Source organism: Bradyrhizobium sp. USDA 4506, assembly GCF_054058795.1.
This window is the reverse complement of record NZ_JBSSBM010000002.1, coordinates 3,756,258-3,770,711: the sequence shown is the minus strand read 5'-3', so window position 1 is coordinate 3,770,711 and position 14,454 is coordinate 3,756,258. Positions and strand designations below refer to the sequence as shown.

Here is a 14,454-nt window from a genome sequence, read left to right as displayed (position 1 = left end):
GTTGTTTTCGATATTTTGGCGGCGCGCCCCTGCGACGGCATGGCCGGGACAAGCCCGGCCGGCCGTCGCGATAGTCCTGCCGCAAGCAGGGAGAAGGAGCAGATCAGCCCCGGCCGACGAACGGCATCTTGGTCGCCATCACAGTCATGAACAGCACGTTGGCGTCGAGCGGCAGGCCGGCCATGTAGGCAACGGCATCGCCGACCGCCTTGGCGTCCATGCGCGGCTCGTGCTTGGTGGTGCCGTCCGGCTGCAGCACGCCGGGGCCGTTGACCATGCGGTCGGTCATCGGGGTCGCGGCATTGCCGATATCGACCTGACCGACCGCGATGTCATACATCCGGCCGTCGAGGTTGGACGACTTGGTGAGGCCGGTGATGGCGTGCTTGGTCGAGGTGTAGGCGGCCGAGAACGGCCGCGGCGCATGCGCCGAGATCGAGCCGTTGTTGATGATGCGGCCGCCGCGCGGCTTCTGGTCCTTCATGATGCGGAAGGCGTGCTGGGTGCACAGGAACGGCGCGGTGAGGTTGGTGTTGACCACCGCCTGCCATTGCTCGAGCGGCAGATCCTCGAAGTTCACCGGCGGCGCGCCCATGCCGGCATTGTTGAACAGCACATCGAGCCGGCCATAGGTCGCCTTCACCTTGTCGAACAGCGCCGCGATCGCGGCCGGGTTGGCCATGTCGGCCGACACGCACAGGCTCTTGCCGGCGGGACCGAGCTTGGCGGTCTCTTCCAGCATCTCCATGCGGCGTCCGGCGAGCACTACGGTGTAGCCCTTGTCCATCAAAGCGAGCGACGCGGCGCGTCCAACGCCGGTGCCGGCGCCGGTCACGAGTGCGATCTTGCTGGTTGCCTCAGTCATCCGAGTTTCCTCTTACTTGGTTTTTGCTTCGGTTTCGTTCTTGTAGGGTGGGCGTGGAATGTTCTGGTGCGCCGCACGGAGCGCCGCCGACCAGCGCGAGCGCAGGTCGTGGAAATAGGGCTCGCCGGCCTCGATGCGGTGATTGAGATCGGCCTCGCAGGCGTCCGTGCGCACCACCAGCACGTCGATCGGCAGGCCGACGCCGAGGTTGGAGCGCATCGTCGAATCCATCGAGATCAGCCCGGTCTTCAGCGCCTCGTAGAGCTCGACGTCGTAATGCATGGCGCGGTCGAGCACCGGCTTGCCGTATTTGTGCTCGCCGATCTGCAGGTACGGCGTGTCGGTGGTGCATTCGATGAAGTTGCCGGCGGTGTAGACCATGAACAGGCGCATCCGCGAGCCCTTGATCTGGCCGCCGAACAGGAACGAGACGTCGAAGGAGACATCCTCGGCACGCAGCGCGTCGCCCTCGGTGGCGTGCACGGAGCGGATGGCGCGGCCGATCCGCTGCGCCGCCTGGAACATGGTCGGGGCGTTCATCAGCGTCTCGAGCTCGCCGGTGTCCGGATTTTCCATACCCTCGGTCAGGGTCGACAGCACCGACTGGCTGATCGCCAGATTGCCGGCGCTGGCGATCGCCATGATGCGCTCGCCGGGCTTTTCGAAGATGTGCAGCTTGCGGAAGGTCGAGACATTGTCGAGGCCGGCATTGGTGCGGGTATCGGCGATCATGACGAGCCCGTCGCGCACCAGAATTCCGCAGCAATAGGTCATTTAAAGCCCTCAGACGGTCCGAGTTTCTCGGCGGGAAACTAGTAGCCAATTTCGAGGATGCATCCAACCCCAATTCCCCGTGACGGGACGTGCGATGGCCGGTCACGTGGGCCGGGCGCCGGTCCTGGCGATGGTCCGTCCGGGTGCCCTGTTCCGGCCATCGAGGTCGCGAGCATTCCGGTCTCGCTCTGCGTGGCGCGCAGCCGGCAATGATCTTGGCCTCGCGTCGTTGCGAGGGGCGGGGTGTTGTGCTCGACTGCCTGCAACCGACGACAACAAGAAATTTCGGGAGGCGGGAATGTCGTTCAAACTGGCCGCGTGCATTGTGGCATTGGGTATCGCGGCGATGGCCGCGAGCCCTGCATCGGCGCAGAAGCAGGGCGGCACGCTGCGGCTCTATCACAACGACAATCCGCCCTCGACCTCGCTGCTCGAGGAATCCACCATCGCCTCGGTGATGCCGTTCGCGGCCGTCTTCAACAACCTCGTGGTGTTCGATCCGGCCAAGGTGCACGAAAGCATCGACACCGTGATCCCCGATCTCGCCGAGAGCTGGTCGTGGGATCAGACCAACACAAAGCTTACCTTCAAGCTGCGGCACGGCGTGAAGTGGCATGACGGTCAGCCGTTCACGGCCAAGGACGTGCAGTGCACCTGGCGGATGCTGATCGGCAAGAGCGAGACCCAAGACGTCAAAACACAGGACTTCAAGCGCAACCCGCGCAAGGTCTGGTACTCGAAGCTCAAGGATGTCAGCATCAATGGCGACGATGAGGCCACTTTCGAGCTGACCGAGCCGCAGCCCGGTCTCTTGGCGCTGCTCGCCAGCGCCTTCTCGGTGGTCTATCCCTGCCACGTGCCGCAGCAGGTGATGCGCACCAAACCGGTCGGCACCGGGCCGTTCAAGTTCGTCGAGTTCCGGCGCGGTGATTCGATCCGTCTGGTCCGTAACCCCGATTACTTCAAGAAGGACCGGCCGTATCTCGACGAGATCACGGTGCGCTCGATCGACAGCCGTGCCACGCGGATGCTGGCATTCGCGACCGGCGACTACGACATCACCTTTCCGTCCGACGTCAGCATTCCCCTGATGAAGGACGTCAAGGCGCGGGCGCCGAACGCGATCTGCGAGATGACCTCGACCAATTTGCAGATCAATCTTCTGGTCAACCGCGTCAATCCGCCGTTCGACAATCCGGAGATCCGTAAGGCGATGTCGCTGGCGCTGGATCGCAAGGCCTTCAACGGTATCCTGTTCGAGGGCAGCGGGCGGCTTGGCGGCGCGATGCAGGCCAAGCCCGAAGGCGAGTGGGGCATGCCGCCGGAGATCCTGTCGACGCTGATGGGATACGGCCCCGATACCGGAAAGAACCTCGCCGAGGCACAGGCGATCATGCAGAAGCTCGGCTACAGCGACGCCAAGCCGCTGTCGATCAAGATCCAGACCCGCAATCTGCCGACCTATCGCGACCCGGCGGTGATCCTCGGCGACCAGCTCAAGAAGATCTACATCACAGCCGAGCTCGACATTCTGGACACGCCGCGCTGGTACTCGCGGCTGCAGCGCAAGGACTACACCATCGGCCTCAACGTCACCGGCGTCAGCGTCGACGATCCCGACGGCAATCTGGTCGAGAACTATTCCTGCAACTCCGAGCGCAACTACACCCAGTATTGCAACGCCGAAGTCGACAAGCTGCTGGCGGCGCAGTCGCGCGAGGTCGACAAGGACAAGCGCCGCAAGATCGTATTCGACATCGAGCACCTCTTGGTCGACGACGCCGCGCGGCCGGTCATCCTGCACTCATCGGCCGGCAATTGCTGGCAGCCCTACGTGAAGAATTTCCATCCGCACGACAACAGCCAGTACAACAATCTGCGCTTCGAGGATGTCTGGCTGGATAAGTAGCGCGTGGTGGCCCGCCGGCGACGACGTGTGCCGTTGCCCTCGTGCGCTTCGTATCCTTATTTATTCACACGACCAAAGCCGCGGCTGGTCCTGCGCATGCGCGCACTCCCGCGCCGATCGCCGGGGCAAGTCTGCGACGGCGCCCGTCAGTCAGGCCGCGCAGAGATCCATCGGGATATCCGACGTAGCTACGGGAGCTCGGATATCAGCTTGGTCCACTCCGCCTCCGGCCAGGCCCGTGAGGTGCAAGTGCGTATGTTTCCCAGAGAGCTGAGGGCAAGCGCGAGCTTTGTGATGTTGTCGCCGAGCGGTGCTTCGGCGAGGAGAAGGATGTCATGCTCGCCGGAGGTGAGATAGACCTCCTTGATTTCGACACCGAGAGTCTTGGCGAGTTCTTTCGCCGCTCGGCTGCGCTTGGGAGCTTCCTTGACATTACGAATTCCCTGGTCGGTCCAGTCGATCCTCAATATGAATGTCGCCATGTCGTCCTCCAAGGGTTAAGCACTGCCCTTGTCTGCCGCGCGCGCGGCAGGCCAACCTGCTTCATGTTGAAGTTGAGGGAGCGCCACATAAGGCAGGCGCTGCTTTCAGACTGCGATGCCTGCCGACGGCCTGACCGCTGCCCGTTACTTCAAACGGCGACGTCGGCCCGTCCCGTCCAAGGGCAGCTCGCTGCAGATTACGCCATGTCCCTTGCTCGAGAAAGAGGGCTCCCCGCGTTGTGATCGGGACCGCGTAAGCGAGGGTGCCGCGTCAAGATCACACCCTCTGCGCAAGGATGCGGCCGCAGACCATCGCGCGCCGGACAGCTATCCGATGCAAGTCAGGTGTGGGTGTAGTCACCGGGTTTCAACCCGAGCGCCTTCACAGCCGCTTCGGGAAGCGGCCCCAACGCTTCGACCGTTTCATTGGGGGCCATCACGTCCGCAATGATCGCCGTAGCCTTTGCCGCGTCTCCTTCGGCTACGAAGAAGACCGAGCGGACCGGCGGGCCGCCGTCCAACGGTGCAGTTGTTACGAGGACAACCTGACCATTTGCCATGCTCTCTTATACCGCAGTCGCGGCGCTGTTCCACGGATCCTGTCGATCGATCCTCACGACCCGGCCGCTGACGCGTGCGCCAAGAGCGATGCTGCCACGGTATTGCATCGTCGCGGCCCTAACACCAAATAACTGAATGTGGGAGGCAGAACCGCTCCAGGAATGAGCGCGTGGCCAGCAAAAGAGCAAACGAAGAGCTCCCCGTCATTGCGCGCTTTGAGGTGCGCCGCCGCAATTACCTCGCGCCCGACGGCTCGATAGAGCGGCCGCTTCCTGCCTTCGCCACCGATGCCAAGCTGCTGGTCGAACTTTACCGGTCGATGGTGCTCTTGCGTCTGTTCGACCGAAAGGCTGTTGCATTGCAGCGCACCGGTCGGCTGGGAACCTATGCCATTTCGCTCGGCCAGGAGGCGGTGTCGGTCGGCATCGCGAGTGCGATGCGGGAGGATGACGTTCTGTTGCCCTCCTATCGCGACAACGGCGCGTTGCTCTGGCGTGGCGTCGCGCTGGAGGAGATCCTGCTGTTCTGGGGCGGCGATGAACGCGGCAATCAATTCTCCGGTCCGGTGCACGATTTCCCGTTCTGCGTTCCCGTCGGATCACAGGCGCCGCATGCCGCCGGCGTTGCCTACGCCCTGAAGTTGCGCAAGGAGCCGCGCGTGGCCGTCTGCATGTTCGGCGACGGCGCCACCTCGAAAGGCGATGTCTACGAGGCCATGAATTTCGCCGGCGTTCACAAATTGCCGCTCGTGTTCGTCGCCACCAACAATCAATGGGCCATATCGGTGCCGTTGCGTCTGCAGACGGGTTCCGAGACGCTGGCGCAGAAGGCTATCGGCGCCGGGTTCAGCGGCGAGCAGGTGGACGGGAGTGACGTGGTGGCGATGCGTGCAGCGGCCGAGGAGGCCATTGCCGCTGCCCGCGACGGCAAGGGCCCTCACTTCATCGAAGCGGTCACCTATCGGCTCGGCGATCACACGACGTCAGATGATGCATTGCGCTATCGTTCGGCCGAAGAAGTCCAGGCGCATTGGAAGGAAGAGCCGATCGCGCGCCTCCGGTCCTATCTTGTGGGTCAGAAGATGTGGACCAAGGCGGATGAGGAGCGGCTTGCCGCCGAGTGCCATGAGCGCATCGAGGCGGCGGTGGAGCGCTATCTGAAGACGCCGCCACGCCGAGCAGAAACCATGTTCGACAACCTCTATGCCGATCTGCCCGAGGCGTATGCCGCGCAGCGTCGCGAACTCGCGGGAGAGGACGATGCCTGAACTCACGTTGGTCGAAGCCATCAATCAGGCGCTCGGCCGCGCGATGGCGGATGATCCCGATGTGGTCGTGCTCGGCGAGGATGTCGGCGTCAACGGCGGCGTCTTCCGCGCGACCGTCGGCTTGCAGGAGCGCTTCGGTCCGGAGCGCGTCCTCGATACGCCGCTTGCCGAACTCCTGATCAGCGGGCTTTGCGTCGGCATGGCCGCGCAGGGACTGAAGCCGGTCGGCGAAATCCAGTTCATGGGATTTATCTATCCCTGTCTCGATCAGCTGGTGAACCACGCATCACGGATGCGCAACCGTACCCAGGGACGGCTCACTTGTCCGATGGTTCTGCGCACGCCGCATGGTGCCGGCATTCGCGCACCCGAGCATCATTCCGAGAGCACTGAGGCGATGCTGGCCCACATTCCGGGCTTGCGTGTCGTGATGCCTTCGTCGCCGGAGCGCGCCTATGGACTTCTCCTCGCCGCGATCCGCGATCCCGATCCGGTGGTGTTCCTGGAGCCGACGCGGTTGTACCGCGCCGTGAAAGGCGAGGTCGAGGACAACGGCGAAGCCTTGCCGATGGATCGCGCCTTTGTCGAGAGGGAAGGTCGCGACGTCACGCTGATCAGCTGGGGTGCGATGCTGAAGGAAACGATGGCCGCAGCGGACGCGCTCGCCGACGAGAGCATCGCTGCCGAGGTTATCGACCTCGCCACGCTCAAGCCCTACGATGAAAACACCGTGCTCAGGTCGGTCGCAAAGACCGGGCGCTGCGTCATCGTGCACGAGGCCGCGCACACCGGCGGATTTGGCGCGGAGATCGCAGCCATGATCGCCGAGCGCGGACTATCCTCGCTGCTCGCACCCGTGACCCGCGTCACCGGCTACGACACGATCGTCCCGATGGCCCGCCTCGAGCAACGCTACATGCCGTCGGTCGGACGCATCGTGACCGCAGCCCGAAAGGCGCATCAGTACAACTGAACACCAACGGACCTTGTGCCATGCGCCAGTTCACGTTGCCAGACCTTGGTGAAGGTCTTGAAGAAGCCGAGATCGTCACCTGGTACGTCAACGAGGGCGATCACGTCGTAACCGATCAGCCGCTCGTTTCGGTCGAGACCGACAAGGCGGTGGTCGAGATACCGGCGCCGTCGAGCGGACGCATCGCGCGCCTGTTCGGTGCCAAGGGCGATATCGTGAAGGTCGGCGCGCCGCTCGTCGAGTTTGCCGAGGACGCAGGGCAGGACACCGGCACGATTGTGGGCGAACTCGACACCGGCGAGCAGCGGCCGGCGCCAGTAACTGCTTCGCCGCCCAGCGGGCAGGGAGCCCAAGTGTTTCCGGCAGTGCGCGCCCTTGCGCGCAAGCTTGACGTCGCGCTCGATCTCGTCGAGGCGACCGGGCCCGGCGGCACCATCACGCGGGCCGACGTTGAGAGGGCGGCGAAGCGGATGTCTCACAGCGGACCCGCCGAGCCGCTGCGCGGCTTGCGCCGCGCGATGGCCCAACGCATGACGGCAGCGCATGCGGAAATCGTCCCCGCGACGGTCACCGATGAGGCCGACATCGACGATTGGCGGCAGGGCGAGGACGTGACAATCCGCCTGGCGCGGGCGATCGCCGCTGCCTGCAAGGCAGAGCCCGCGCTCAATGCCTGGTATCATTCCGGTACAGGAGAACGGCGCCTGATCGAGCGCATCGATCTCGGCATCGCCGTCGACACCGGCGGCGGCCTGATCGTTCCCGTGCTGCGCAATGTCGCGGAGCGGAGTGTATCGGACCTGCGGGCCGGACTCGACCGTCTGCGAGCCGACGCAATCGCGCGCGCGATACCCCCGGAGGAACTGCGCGGTGCGACGATCACGTTGTCGAACTTCGGAATGATCGGAGGCCGGTTTGCTAATCTCATCATCGTGCCGCCGCAGACGGCGATCGTCGGCGCCGGGCGGATTTCGGAGCGCGTGGTCGCGCTTCGGGGGCAGGTTGCGGTCCGACGCACGCTGCCGCTATCGCTGACCTTCGATCATCGGGTGGTGACGGGCGGCGAAGCTGCCCGTTTCCTGGTTGTCCTCAAATCCGACGTTGAGCGCATTTCGTGACATCACTCATTGCGAGACAGGCAGGGCCGTCACGGCTCCCGGCTTCGTTCCGCAGGTGCATCGACCAGGAAGGCCTCGTCGACCGGTACGCCGAGCGCCGTGACCAGCCGGTTGGTCTCGGCGGCCATGCCGACGATTGCCAGCATTTCCTGATATTCGGCGTCAGTCATGCCCTTGGCGCGGGCGCTCGCGGTGTGCGAGTGAATGCAATAGCTGCAGCCGTGGGCCACCGAGACGGCGACGTAGAGCATCTCCTTGACCTTCGGGTCGAGCGCGCCGGGTGCCATCACCTCCTTGATGCTCTCCCAGGTCCGCCGCAGGGTCTTCGGATCATGCGCCAGCGCGCGCCAGAAATTGTTGACGAAGTCCGAGTTCCGCGCCTTGCGGATGTCGTCGAAGACGGCGCGTGCTTCCGCCGAGAGCTCGTCGTCGGAAAGCAGTTTTACGGTGGCCATGGCTTGTCCCGCTGGTGTGGTTTGAAGCAGCGATCATAGCACCCCTGCGGACATTGCGAGGAGCGAAGCGGCGAAGCAATCCATGCCTCCGCAAGCGATCAGATGGATTGCTTCCCGGAGCCTGTCATCGGGCGCGCGTTCGCGCGACCCGTTGGCTCGCAATGACGGACGCGGAGAGGGATCAGCCCTACGACTGCGTCTGGCTCTGCCACTGTCCTGGACGGCCGGCCTGGTCGACCTTGACCGCGACCGTCAGCGTCTCGTTGCCGCCGCCATAGCGGGTGCCGCGGACCGGGGCGGCGCCGAGATAGTCGAGGCCGATCGCGACGCGGGCATGGGCGTCGGTGGTGCAGATGCCGTTGGCGGCGTCGAAGCCGATCCAGCCAAGATCGGGCACGAAGGCCTCGGCCCAGGCATGGCCGGCCTGCTGGTTGACCATGCCATCGGAGCGCAGGAAGTGGCCGGAGACGAACCGCGCCGGAACGCCGCCGGCGCGCGCGCAGGCGATCAGGATGTGCGCGTAGTCCTGGCAGACCCCGCGCTTCAGCGCGAACGCCTCGGCGGCCGAGGTGGCGCTGTTGGTCGGGTCCTCGTCGAAGGTCATGTGCTCGTAGATCTGCACCATCAGCGCGTGCAGGAAACCGAGCACGTCGGCGCCGGCTTCCGCGCGCAGCTCGCGCACGACGGCCGTCATTGCCGGGTTGAGGTCGGTCAGCGGTGTGGGACGCAGGAACAGGCTCGGCGGAAACCGCTCGTCGCTGCCGCGCAGCACGCCGCCGGTATCCTGGGTCTCGATCAGGCCCTCGCAATGGATCGTGAGGTCACTGATCGAACCATGCGTCAGCACATGGGTGACGTTGCCGAAGGCGTCCTCATGGGTGTCGAGCCGGGAATCGGTCGAGACGTCGATCTGCCAATCCGCGACATACTGGCCGTCATGGCTGCCGGGCGTCATCCGCAGAATCTGGATCACGCCCGAGGCCGCCGGCTCGTAGCGATAGGTGGTGGTGTGGGCTATCCGCAGGCGCATGGCTCAACCGGTGTTCAATCGGTCTTTTCAGGGCAGGAGTGTCATGCCCGGACCCTTCCCGGGCACCCACGTCTTTCTTCCTAATCGGCCGCGAAATCAAGATGTCGATGGCCGGGGGTCACCTATGTCACGAAAGACGCGCTTCGCGCTTTTGCCCGGCCATGACGAGATTTTGCCTCAAAACCGGTCAGATCAGATATTGCTTGGTGATGATCTCACCCAGCCGTGAGTTGTCCGCGATGAACTCCTGGATGAATTCGTGCACGCCGTGCTGGAAGATATCGTCCATGTTGCTGTGCTCGAGCCGGTTCCTGATGCCGCGGGCATGGCGTTGCGAGGCGCCCTGGCGGCCATAGGCGACGCCGATCTGGTCGAGGTTGCGCACTAGGTTGCTGTAGCAGCTGGCAAGCGAGCGCGGCAGCGTATCGTTGAGGATCAACAGGTCGGCGATCAGCCAGGGCTTCAGGGTTTCCCGGTAGACCCAGTGATAGGCGGTCGTTGCCGACACCGAGCGCAGAATGGAGGTCCACTGGTAGTAATCCAGCGGGCCGCCGACATGCTCCTCCTCGGGTAACAGCATGTGATACTTCACGTCGAGAATCCGCGCCGTGTTGTCGGCGCGCTCGAGATGGACGCCGAGCCGCGAGAACCAGTAGGCGTCGTTGCGCAGCATGGTTCGGTAGGCCGAGCCGTCGAAGCGCAGCGAGGTCTCCTGCACGAAGCGCAGGAATTTGGCGAGCTCCTCGCGGTTGGCGGGACCCTTGTTCCAGACCGCCTGCAGCTCGATCCACGCCGAATTGATGGTGTCCCACATCTCCGACGTCAGCGCTGTCCGTACCGAGCGTGAATTGAGCCGCGCCGCCTCGATGCAGTTCTTGATCGAGGACGGATTTTCCGACGAGAAGGAGAGATACTCGATGACGTTCCGCTCGTCGGCTTCCTCATAGTGATCGTAGAAGCTTGCGCCGACGCCGGCGGTGAGCAGTGCGGAATCCCACTCATTGGTCTTGCCGACATAGGCCGCGGGCAGCGCGGTGACGCGCAACGTCGCATCGATGGTGCGCGCCAGATATTCGGCGCGTTCGACATAACGGGCCAGCCAGAACAGGTTTTCGGCGGTGCGCGACAGCATGCGATAGTCCCTACAAGGCGAAACGTGTTTCACCTCCCCCTGAAAGGGGGAAGTCGACGCGCAGCGGCGGGTGGGGGTTTTCTCTCCATTCGGCGTATGCGGCCGACCCCCACCCCGACCCTCCCCCTTGCAGGGGGAGGGAGGGCTCGCGCAGCGCGTTTGGCTTCAAATCACTCACTCAGTATCCAGGTGTCTTTGGTGCCGCCGCCCTGGCTCGAATTGACGACGAGCGAGCCTTCCTTCAGCGCGACGCGGGTCAGCCCGCCGGGCACGATGGTGGTGTGGCTGGAGCCGGTCAGCACGAACGGGCGGAGGTCGACATGACGCGGCGCCAGCCCCTTGTCGGTGCAGGTCGGGCAGGTCGACAGCGCCAGCGTCGGCTGGGCGATGAAGCCTTCCGGCTCGCGCTTGAGCTTGTCGCGGAACGCCTCGATCGTCGCCTTGGTGGCGGCGGGGCCGATCAGCATGCCGTAGCCGCCCGAGCCGTGCACCTCCTTGACGACGAGGTCGGCGAGGTTGTCGAGCACATAGGACAGATCCTGCGGTTCGCGGCAGCGCCAGGTCTGCACGTTCTTCAGGATCGGCTCCTCGCTGAGATAGAATTTTACGATGTCCGGCATGTAGGAATAGATCGCCTTGTCGTCGGCGATGCCGGTGCCGACTGCATTGGCGAGCGTGATGTTGCCGGCGGCGTAGGCCGACATCAGTCCGGGGACGCCGAGCGCGGAGTCCGGCCGGAAGGTGAGGGGATCGAGGAAATCGTCGTCGACGCGGCGGTAGATCACGTCGACCCGCTTCAGCCCCTCGGTGGTGCGCATGAACACCTCGTCGTTCTTGACGATGAGGTCGCGCCCCTCGACCAGCTCGATGCCGAGCTTGTCGGCGAGAAAGGAGTGCTCGTAATAGGCCGAGTTGTAGACGCCCGGCGTCATCAGCGCGACTGTCGGCTCGGCGGAGGCGCTGTGCGGCGCGACCGACCGCAGCGCCGACAGCAGCTCGTCCGGATAACGGTCCACCGGCGCGACGCGGTGCCGCGCGAACAGGTCCGGAAACAGCCGCATCATGATCTCGCGGTTTTCCAGCATGTAGGACACGCCGGATGGCGTGCGCGCATTGTCCTCCAGCACAATGAAATTGTCGGGATCGGTGCGGATGATGTCGATGCCGGCGATGTGGACGTAGATGTCGTGCGGCACGTCCTGGCCGTTCATCTCCGGCCGGAACACCGGGTTCTGGAAGATCAGGTCCTCGGGGATGACGTTGGCGCGCAGGATGTCGCGGCCGTGATAGATGTCCTTCAAGAACATGTTGAGCGCGAGCACGCGCTGCTTGAGGCCCTTCTCCAGCAGCGTCCACTCGGTCGCCGACATGATGCGGGGGATGACGTCGAAGGGGATCAGCCGCTCCTGGGCCTCGGCGTCGCCATAGACCGCGAAGGTGATGCCGATCCGGCGGAACAAGAGCTCCGCTTCCTGGCGTCGATATTCGAGCGCATCCGGCGGCGTCTCTTTGAGCCAGCGGGAGAGCTCCTGGTAGGCCGGGCGGAGATCCTCGCCGAGGCCATTCATCTCATCGAACGCGACTGCCATATAGCCCGACTGCCCTCCCAAGCCATGTGACACAGTGCATGACTTGATGGGATGGTAGCAAGGGGCGGGCCAGCGCGATATGCATTGGCTTGCGGCATTTGCTATGGGTGAAGTGGAAGGCCTGCCCGAAAAACCGGCTGAGGTCTGCTTAATTCGGCGGCAAAACCCCGTGACATCAAGGCATTGGATCGGCAATGTCAGGGGATCAAGTTAGGGAATGTGACCATGAGCGAGATCGTCACGGCGGGGATATTGGTGATCGGCGACGAGATCCTGTCCGGCCGGACCAAGGACAAGAACATCGGCTTCATCGCCGAATACCTGACCAACATCGGCATCGACCTGAAGGAGGTCCGCGTCGTCGCCGATGACGAGGCCGACATCGTCTCCGCCCTTGATGCGCTGCGGCATAGGTACACCTACGTGTTCACCACCGGCGGCATCGGGCCGACCCATGACGACATCACCGCCGACAGCGTGGCGAAGGCGTTCGGGGTCGATATCCATCATCACCCCGAGGTGGTGGCGCGGTTCAGGGAGCGCTGGAGCGAGCAGGACCTCAACGAGGCGCGACTGCGGATGGCCCGGGTGCCTGACGGCGCCGAGCTGATTCAGAGCGCGACGATCCTGGCGCCGGGCTTCAAGCTCGGCAATGTCATCGTGATGGCCGGCATCCCCACCATCATGCAGGCGATGATGGACATCGTGGCGCCGACGCTGAAATCCGGCGTGCGGATGCTGTCGGACTCGGTCAGGGCCGACGCGCGGGAAGGCGACATCGGCGGCCCGCTGCGGGCGATCGCGGAAGCCAATCCGGACACCATCATCGGCAGCTATCCGTTCCAGGACGAGAACCAGAAGCCGAACACCAATCTCGTGGTCCGCTCGCGCGATCCGGAAAAGCTCGCCGCGGCGATGATCGCGGTGAAGGAGATGCTGAAGCAAGTGCAGGCCGCGCAGAAGAAGCCGGCGGGTTGAGACGATATGGCTGAACGAAATTCCGAACCGAGTGCACAGGAGCGAGCCGGCAGGCCGTTTCCGGTCTCGTGGGATCAATTCCATCGGGACTGCCGGGCGCTGACCTGGCGGCTCAATGAGGTCGGCCCGTTCCAAGCGGTGATCGCGATCACCCGCGGCGGGCTGGTGCCCGCAGCGATCGTGGCGCGCGAGCTCGGCTTGCGGGTGATCGATACCGTCTGCGTCGCCAGCTACGACCACGACAAGCAGGGCGACCTGAAAGTGCTCAAGGGCATTTCGGAGCAGACTGCCAAGCTCGGCGGCGGCACCGGCAAGGGGCTCTTGATCGTCGACGACCTCGTCGATACCGGCAAGACCGGCAGGCTGGTGCGCCAATTGCTGCCCGATGCGCATTTCGCGACCGTGTACGCCAAGCCGAAGGGCCGGCCGCTGGTCGACACCTACATCACCGAGGTGTCGCAGGACACCTGGATCTACTTTCCCTGGGATACCGCGCTGTCGTTCCAGCCGCCGATCCGCGACGGGGCGGCGTGAGGAGTCACCTCGCCCCGCTTGCGGGGAGAGGTCGATCGCGGAGCGATCGGGTGAGGGGGAGTCACCGCGAGTTCATCTCTCACTATCTTTGCGGACAAGCCCCTCACCCCAACCCTCTCCCCGCAAGAGCGGGGCGAGGGGGAAGTAAGAAACATGCCCCTGCAAAACCGCGTCACGCCCACCGGCGACATCGTCGCCTCAGACCATCGCGGCACCTTCACCGGCAATCGCGGCATCATCCACGATCCGGCGACGCGCACGCTTCTGAACAAGCGCTGGTCGAGCCCGGCCTGGCTCACCTGCGTCTGCGAGTTCAGGGGACGGCGGCGCAAGGTGATGAGCCGTCAGAGCTGGACCGAGCTGTTCTTCCTCGATGAGGCCACCGCGTTTGCGGCCGGACACCGGCCCTGCTTCTACTGCCGCCGTGACGATGCCAAGCGGTTTCGCAGCTGCTGGGAGCAGGGCAACGGCGTGAGCGATCTCAGCGCCAAGGCGATGGATGCGGTGCTGCATGCCGAGCGGCTCGACCGCGGCAAGAAGCGGCTGCATCCGCTGCCGACGCGATTGCGCGACTTGCCCGACGGGACGATGGTGCAGGCGAGCGGGGACAGCTACCTCGTCGCCGACGGCGCCATGTTGCGCTGGTCGTTTGCCGGTTACGGCCGGGCCGACGTACCGGAGCCGGCAATGCTGCTGACGCCGCCATCGACGTTGCGCGCCTTCCAGGCCGGCTACCGGCCGGTGTTGCATCCGAGCGCGATGGCCGTTCTGGGTTGATCGGCCGGCG

The 14,454-nt window shown here is 64.4% G+C and carries 15 protein-coding genes; 7 read left to right on the top strand and 8 right to left on the bottom strand.

What is annotated here, in order from left to right:
- Positions 1-103 precede the first annotated feature (103 nt).
- Both ACVIHF_RS20075 and ACVIHF_RS20070 read right to left on the bottom strand, forming a co-directional pair.
- On the bottom strand, positions 104-865 hold the full coding sequence (locus tag ACVIHF_RS20075; RefSeq protein ID WP_016846385.1) for an SDR family oxidoreductase: 762 nt from the start codon (positions 863-865) through the stop codon (positions 104-106).
- 12 nt (positions 866-877) lie between these two features.
- Positions 878-1,639 carry a peptidase gene (locus ACVIHF_RS20070; RefSeq protein ID WP_456780294.1) on the bottom strand — a complete coding sequence of 254 codons (762 nt, stop codon included), beginning with the start codon at positions 1,637-1,639 and terminating at the stop codon, positions 878-880.
- Positions 1,640-1,937: 298 nt separating this feature from the next.
- Here ACVIHF_RS20070 and ACVIHF_RS20065 point away from each other — a divergent pair, with 298 nt between their 5' ends.
- Positions 1,938-3,548 (top strand): ABC transporter substrate-binding protein, encoded by a 1,611-nt coding sequence (locus ACVIHF_RS20065; RefSeq protein ID WP_456780295.1) that lies wholly within the window; start codon positions 1,938-1,940, stop codon positions 3,546-3,548.
- A 188-nt stretch (positions 3,549-3,736) separates the two neighbouring features.
- Here the strand turns inward: ACVIHF_RS20065 and ACVIHF_RS20060 are convergent, their stop codons facing one another.
- Together ACVIHF_RS20060 and ACVIHF_RS20055 are read right to left on the bottom strand one after the other, a co-directional pair.
- Positions 3,737-4,030 (bottom strand): GYD domain-containing protein, encoded by a 294-nt coding sequence (locus ACVIHF_RS20060; protein WP_026192964.1) that lies wholly within the window; start codon positions 4,028-4,030, stop codon positions 3,737-3,739.
- Between the two features lie 341 nt (positions 4,031-4,371).
- Positions 4,372-4,590: a hypothetical protein gene (locus ACVIHF_RS20055; RefSeq protein ID WP_253607995.1), complete on the bottom strand. Its 219-nt coding sequence runs from the start codon at positions 4,588-4,590 to the stop codon at positions 4,372-4,374.
- 170 nt (positions 4,591-4,760) lie between these two features.
- Between ACVIHF_RS20055 and pdhA the strand changes: the two genes are divergently transcribed.
- Genes pdhA through ACVIHF_RS20040 form a run of 3 tightly spaced genes read left to right on the top strand, consistent with a single transcriptional unit; the run spans position 4,761 to position 7,949 of the window.
- Positions 4,761-5,858: a pyruvate dehydrogenase (acetyl-transferring) E1 component subunit alpha gene (pdhA, locus tag ACVIHF_RS20050; protein ID WP_176937213.1), complete on the top strand. Its 1,098-nt coding sequence runs from the start codon at positions 4,761-4,763 to the stop codon at positions 5,856-5,858.
- Entirely contained in the window at positions 5,851-6,831 is a 981-nt protein-coding gene (locus tag ACVIHF_RS20045) for an alpha-ketoacid dehydrogenase subunit beta (RefSeq protein WP_456780296.1), read from the top strand. The genes pdhA and ACVIHF_RS20045 overlap by 8 nt, the downstream gene beginning before the upstream one ends.
- Before the next feature lie 20 nt (positions 6,832-6,851).
- A complete protein-coding gene (locus tag ACVIHF_RS20040) occupies positions 6,852-7,949 on the top strand; it encodes a dihydrolipoamide acetyltransferase family protein (protein ID WP_456780297.1) in 1,098 nt (365 codons plus the stop codon).
- A 29-nt stretch (positions 7,950-7,978) separates the two neighbouring features.
- Here the strand turns inward: ACVIHF_RS20040 and ACVIHF_RS20035 are convergent, their stop codons facing one another.
- The 4 genes from ACVIHF_RS20035 to ACVIHF_RS20020 form a co-directional block, all read right to left on the bottom strand.
- Entirely contained in the window at positions 7,979-8,404 is a 426-nt protein-coding gene (locus tag ACVIHF_RS20035; protein ID WP_456780298.1) for a carboxymuconolactone decarboxylase family protein, read from the bottom strand.
- Positions 8,405-8,591: 187 nt separating this feature from the next.
- Complete coding sequence (locus ACVIHF_RS20030) at positions 8,592-9,434, bottom strand: transglutaminase family protein (RefSeq protein WP_253607999.1); 843 nt, start codon at positions 9,432-9,434, stop codon at positions 8,592-8,594.
- 187 nt (positions 9,435-9,621) lie between these two features.
- Positions 9,622-10,566, bottom strand: a complete 945-nt coding sequence (locus tag ACVIHF_RS20025; RefSeq protein ID WP_016846373.1) for an alpha-E domain-containing protein — start codon at positions 10,564-10,566, stop codon at positions 9,622-9,624.
- 170 nt (positions 10,567-10,736) lie between these two features.
- Positions 10,737-12,155, bottom strand: a complete 1,419-nt coding sequence (locus ACVIHF_RS20020) for a circularly permuted type 2 ATP-grasp protein (RefSeq protein WP_168856780.1) — start codon at positions 12,153-12,155, stop codon at positions 10,737-10,739.
- Between the two features lie 225 nt (positions 12,156-12,380).
- On the opposite strand from ACVIHF_RS20020, the gene ACVIHF_RS20015 reads away from it, so the two are divergent.
- The 3 genes from ACVIHF_RS20015 to ACVIHF_RS20005 all read left to right on the top strand — a co-directional run bounded on the left by ACVIHF_RS20015 (position 12,381) and on the right by ACVIHF_RS20005 (position 14,444).
- Complete coding sequence (locus ACVIHF_RS20015; RefSeq protein WP_028342907.1) at positions 12,381-13,133, top strand: competence/damage-inducible protein A; 753 nt, start codon at positions 12,381-12,383, stop codon at positions 13,131-13,133.
- A gap of 6 nt (positions 13,134-13,139) precedes the next feature.
- On the top strand, positions 13,140-13,667 hold the full coding sequence (gene gpt, locus ACVIHF_RS20010) for a xanthine phosphoribosyltransferase (protein WP_057019092.1): 528 nt from the start codon (positions 13,140-13,142) through the stop codon (positions 13,665-13,667).
- Positions 13,668-13,820: 153 nt separating this feature from the next.
- Complete coding sequence (locus tag ACVIHF_RS20005; protein WP_456780299.1) at positions 13,821-14,444, top strand: hypothetical protein; 624 nt, start codon at positions 13,821-13,823, stop codon at positions 14,442-14,444.
- The last annotated feature ends 10 nt before the right edge of the window (positions 14,445-14,454 follow it).

Bases quoted from the DNA above. Each gene is read 5' to 3' on its own strand.
- ACVIHF_RS20045 (WP_456780296.1), top strand. From the start codon at position 5,851: ATGCCTGAACTCACGTTGGTCGAAGCCATCAATCAGGCGCTCGGCCGC.
- ACVIHF_RS20020 (WP_168856780.1), bottom strand. From the start codon at position 12,155: ATGGCAGTCGCGTTCGATGAGATGAATGGCCTCGGCGAGGATCTCCGC.
- gpt (WP_057019092.1), top strand. From the start codon at position 13,140: ATGGCTGAACGAAATTCCGAACCGAGTGCACAGGAGCGAGCCGGCAGG.
- ACVIHF_RS20015 (WP_028342907.1), top strand. From the start codon at position 12,381: ATGAGCGAGATCGTCACGGCGGGGATATTGGTGATCGGCGACGAGATC.
- ACVIHF_RS20070 (WP_456780294.1), bottom strand. From the start codon at position 1,639: ATGACCTATTGCTGCGGAATTCTGGTGCGCGACGGGCTCGTCATGATC.
- ACVIHF_RS20025 (WP_016846373.1), bottom strand. From the start codon at position 10,566: ATGCTGTCGCGCACCGCCGAAAACCTGTTCTGGCTGGCCCGTTATGTC.
- ACVIHF_RS20005 (WP_456780299.1), top strand. From the start codon at position 13,821: ATGCCCCTGCAAAACCGCGTCACGCCCACCGGCGACATCGTCGCCTCA.
- ACVIHF_RS20040 (WP_456780297.1), top strand. From the start codon at position 6,852: ATGCGCCAGTTCACGTTGCCAGACCTTGGTGAAGGTCTTGAAGAAGCC.
- ACVIHF_RS20065 (WP_456780295.1), top strand. From the start codon at position 1,938: ATGTCGTTCAAACTGGCCGCGTGCATTGTGGCATTGGGTATCGCGGCG.
- ACVIHF_RS20075 (WP_016846385.1), bottom strand. From the start codon at position 865: ATGACTGAGGCAACCAGCAAGATCGCACTCGTGACCGGCGCCGGCACC.
- ACVIHF_RS20060 (WP_026192964.1), bottom strand. From the start codon at position 4,030: ATGGCGACATTCATATTGAGGATCGACTGGACCGACCAGGGAATTCGT.
- ACVIHF_RS20055 (WP_253607995.1), bottom strand. From the start codon at position 4,590: ATGGCAAATGGTCAGGTTGTCCTCGTAACAACTGCACCGTTGGACGGC.
- ACVIHF_RS20030 (WP_253607999.1), bottom strand. From the start codon at position 9,434: ATGCGCCTGCGGATAGCCCACACCACCACCTATCGCTACGAGCCGGCG.
- ACVIHF_RS20035 (WP_456780298.1), bottom strand. From the start codon at position 8,404: ATGGCCACCGTAAAACTGCTTTCCGACGACGAGCTCTCGGCGGAAGCA.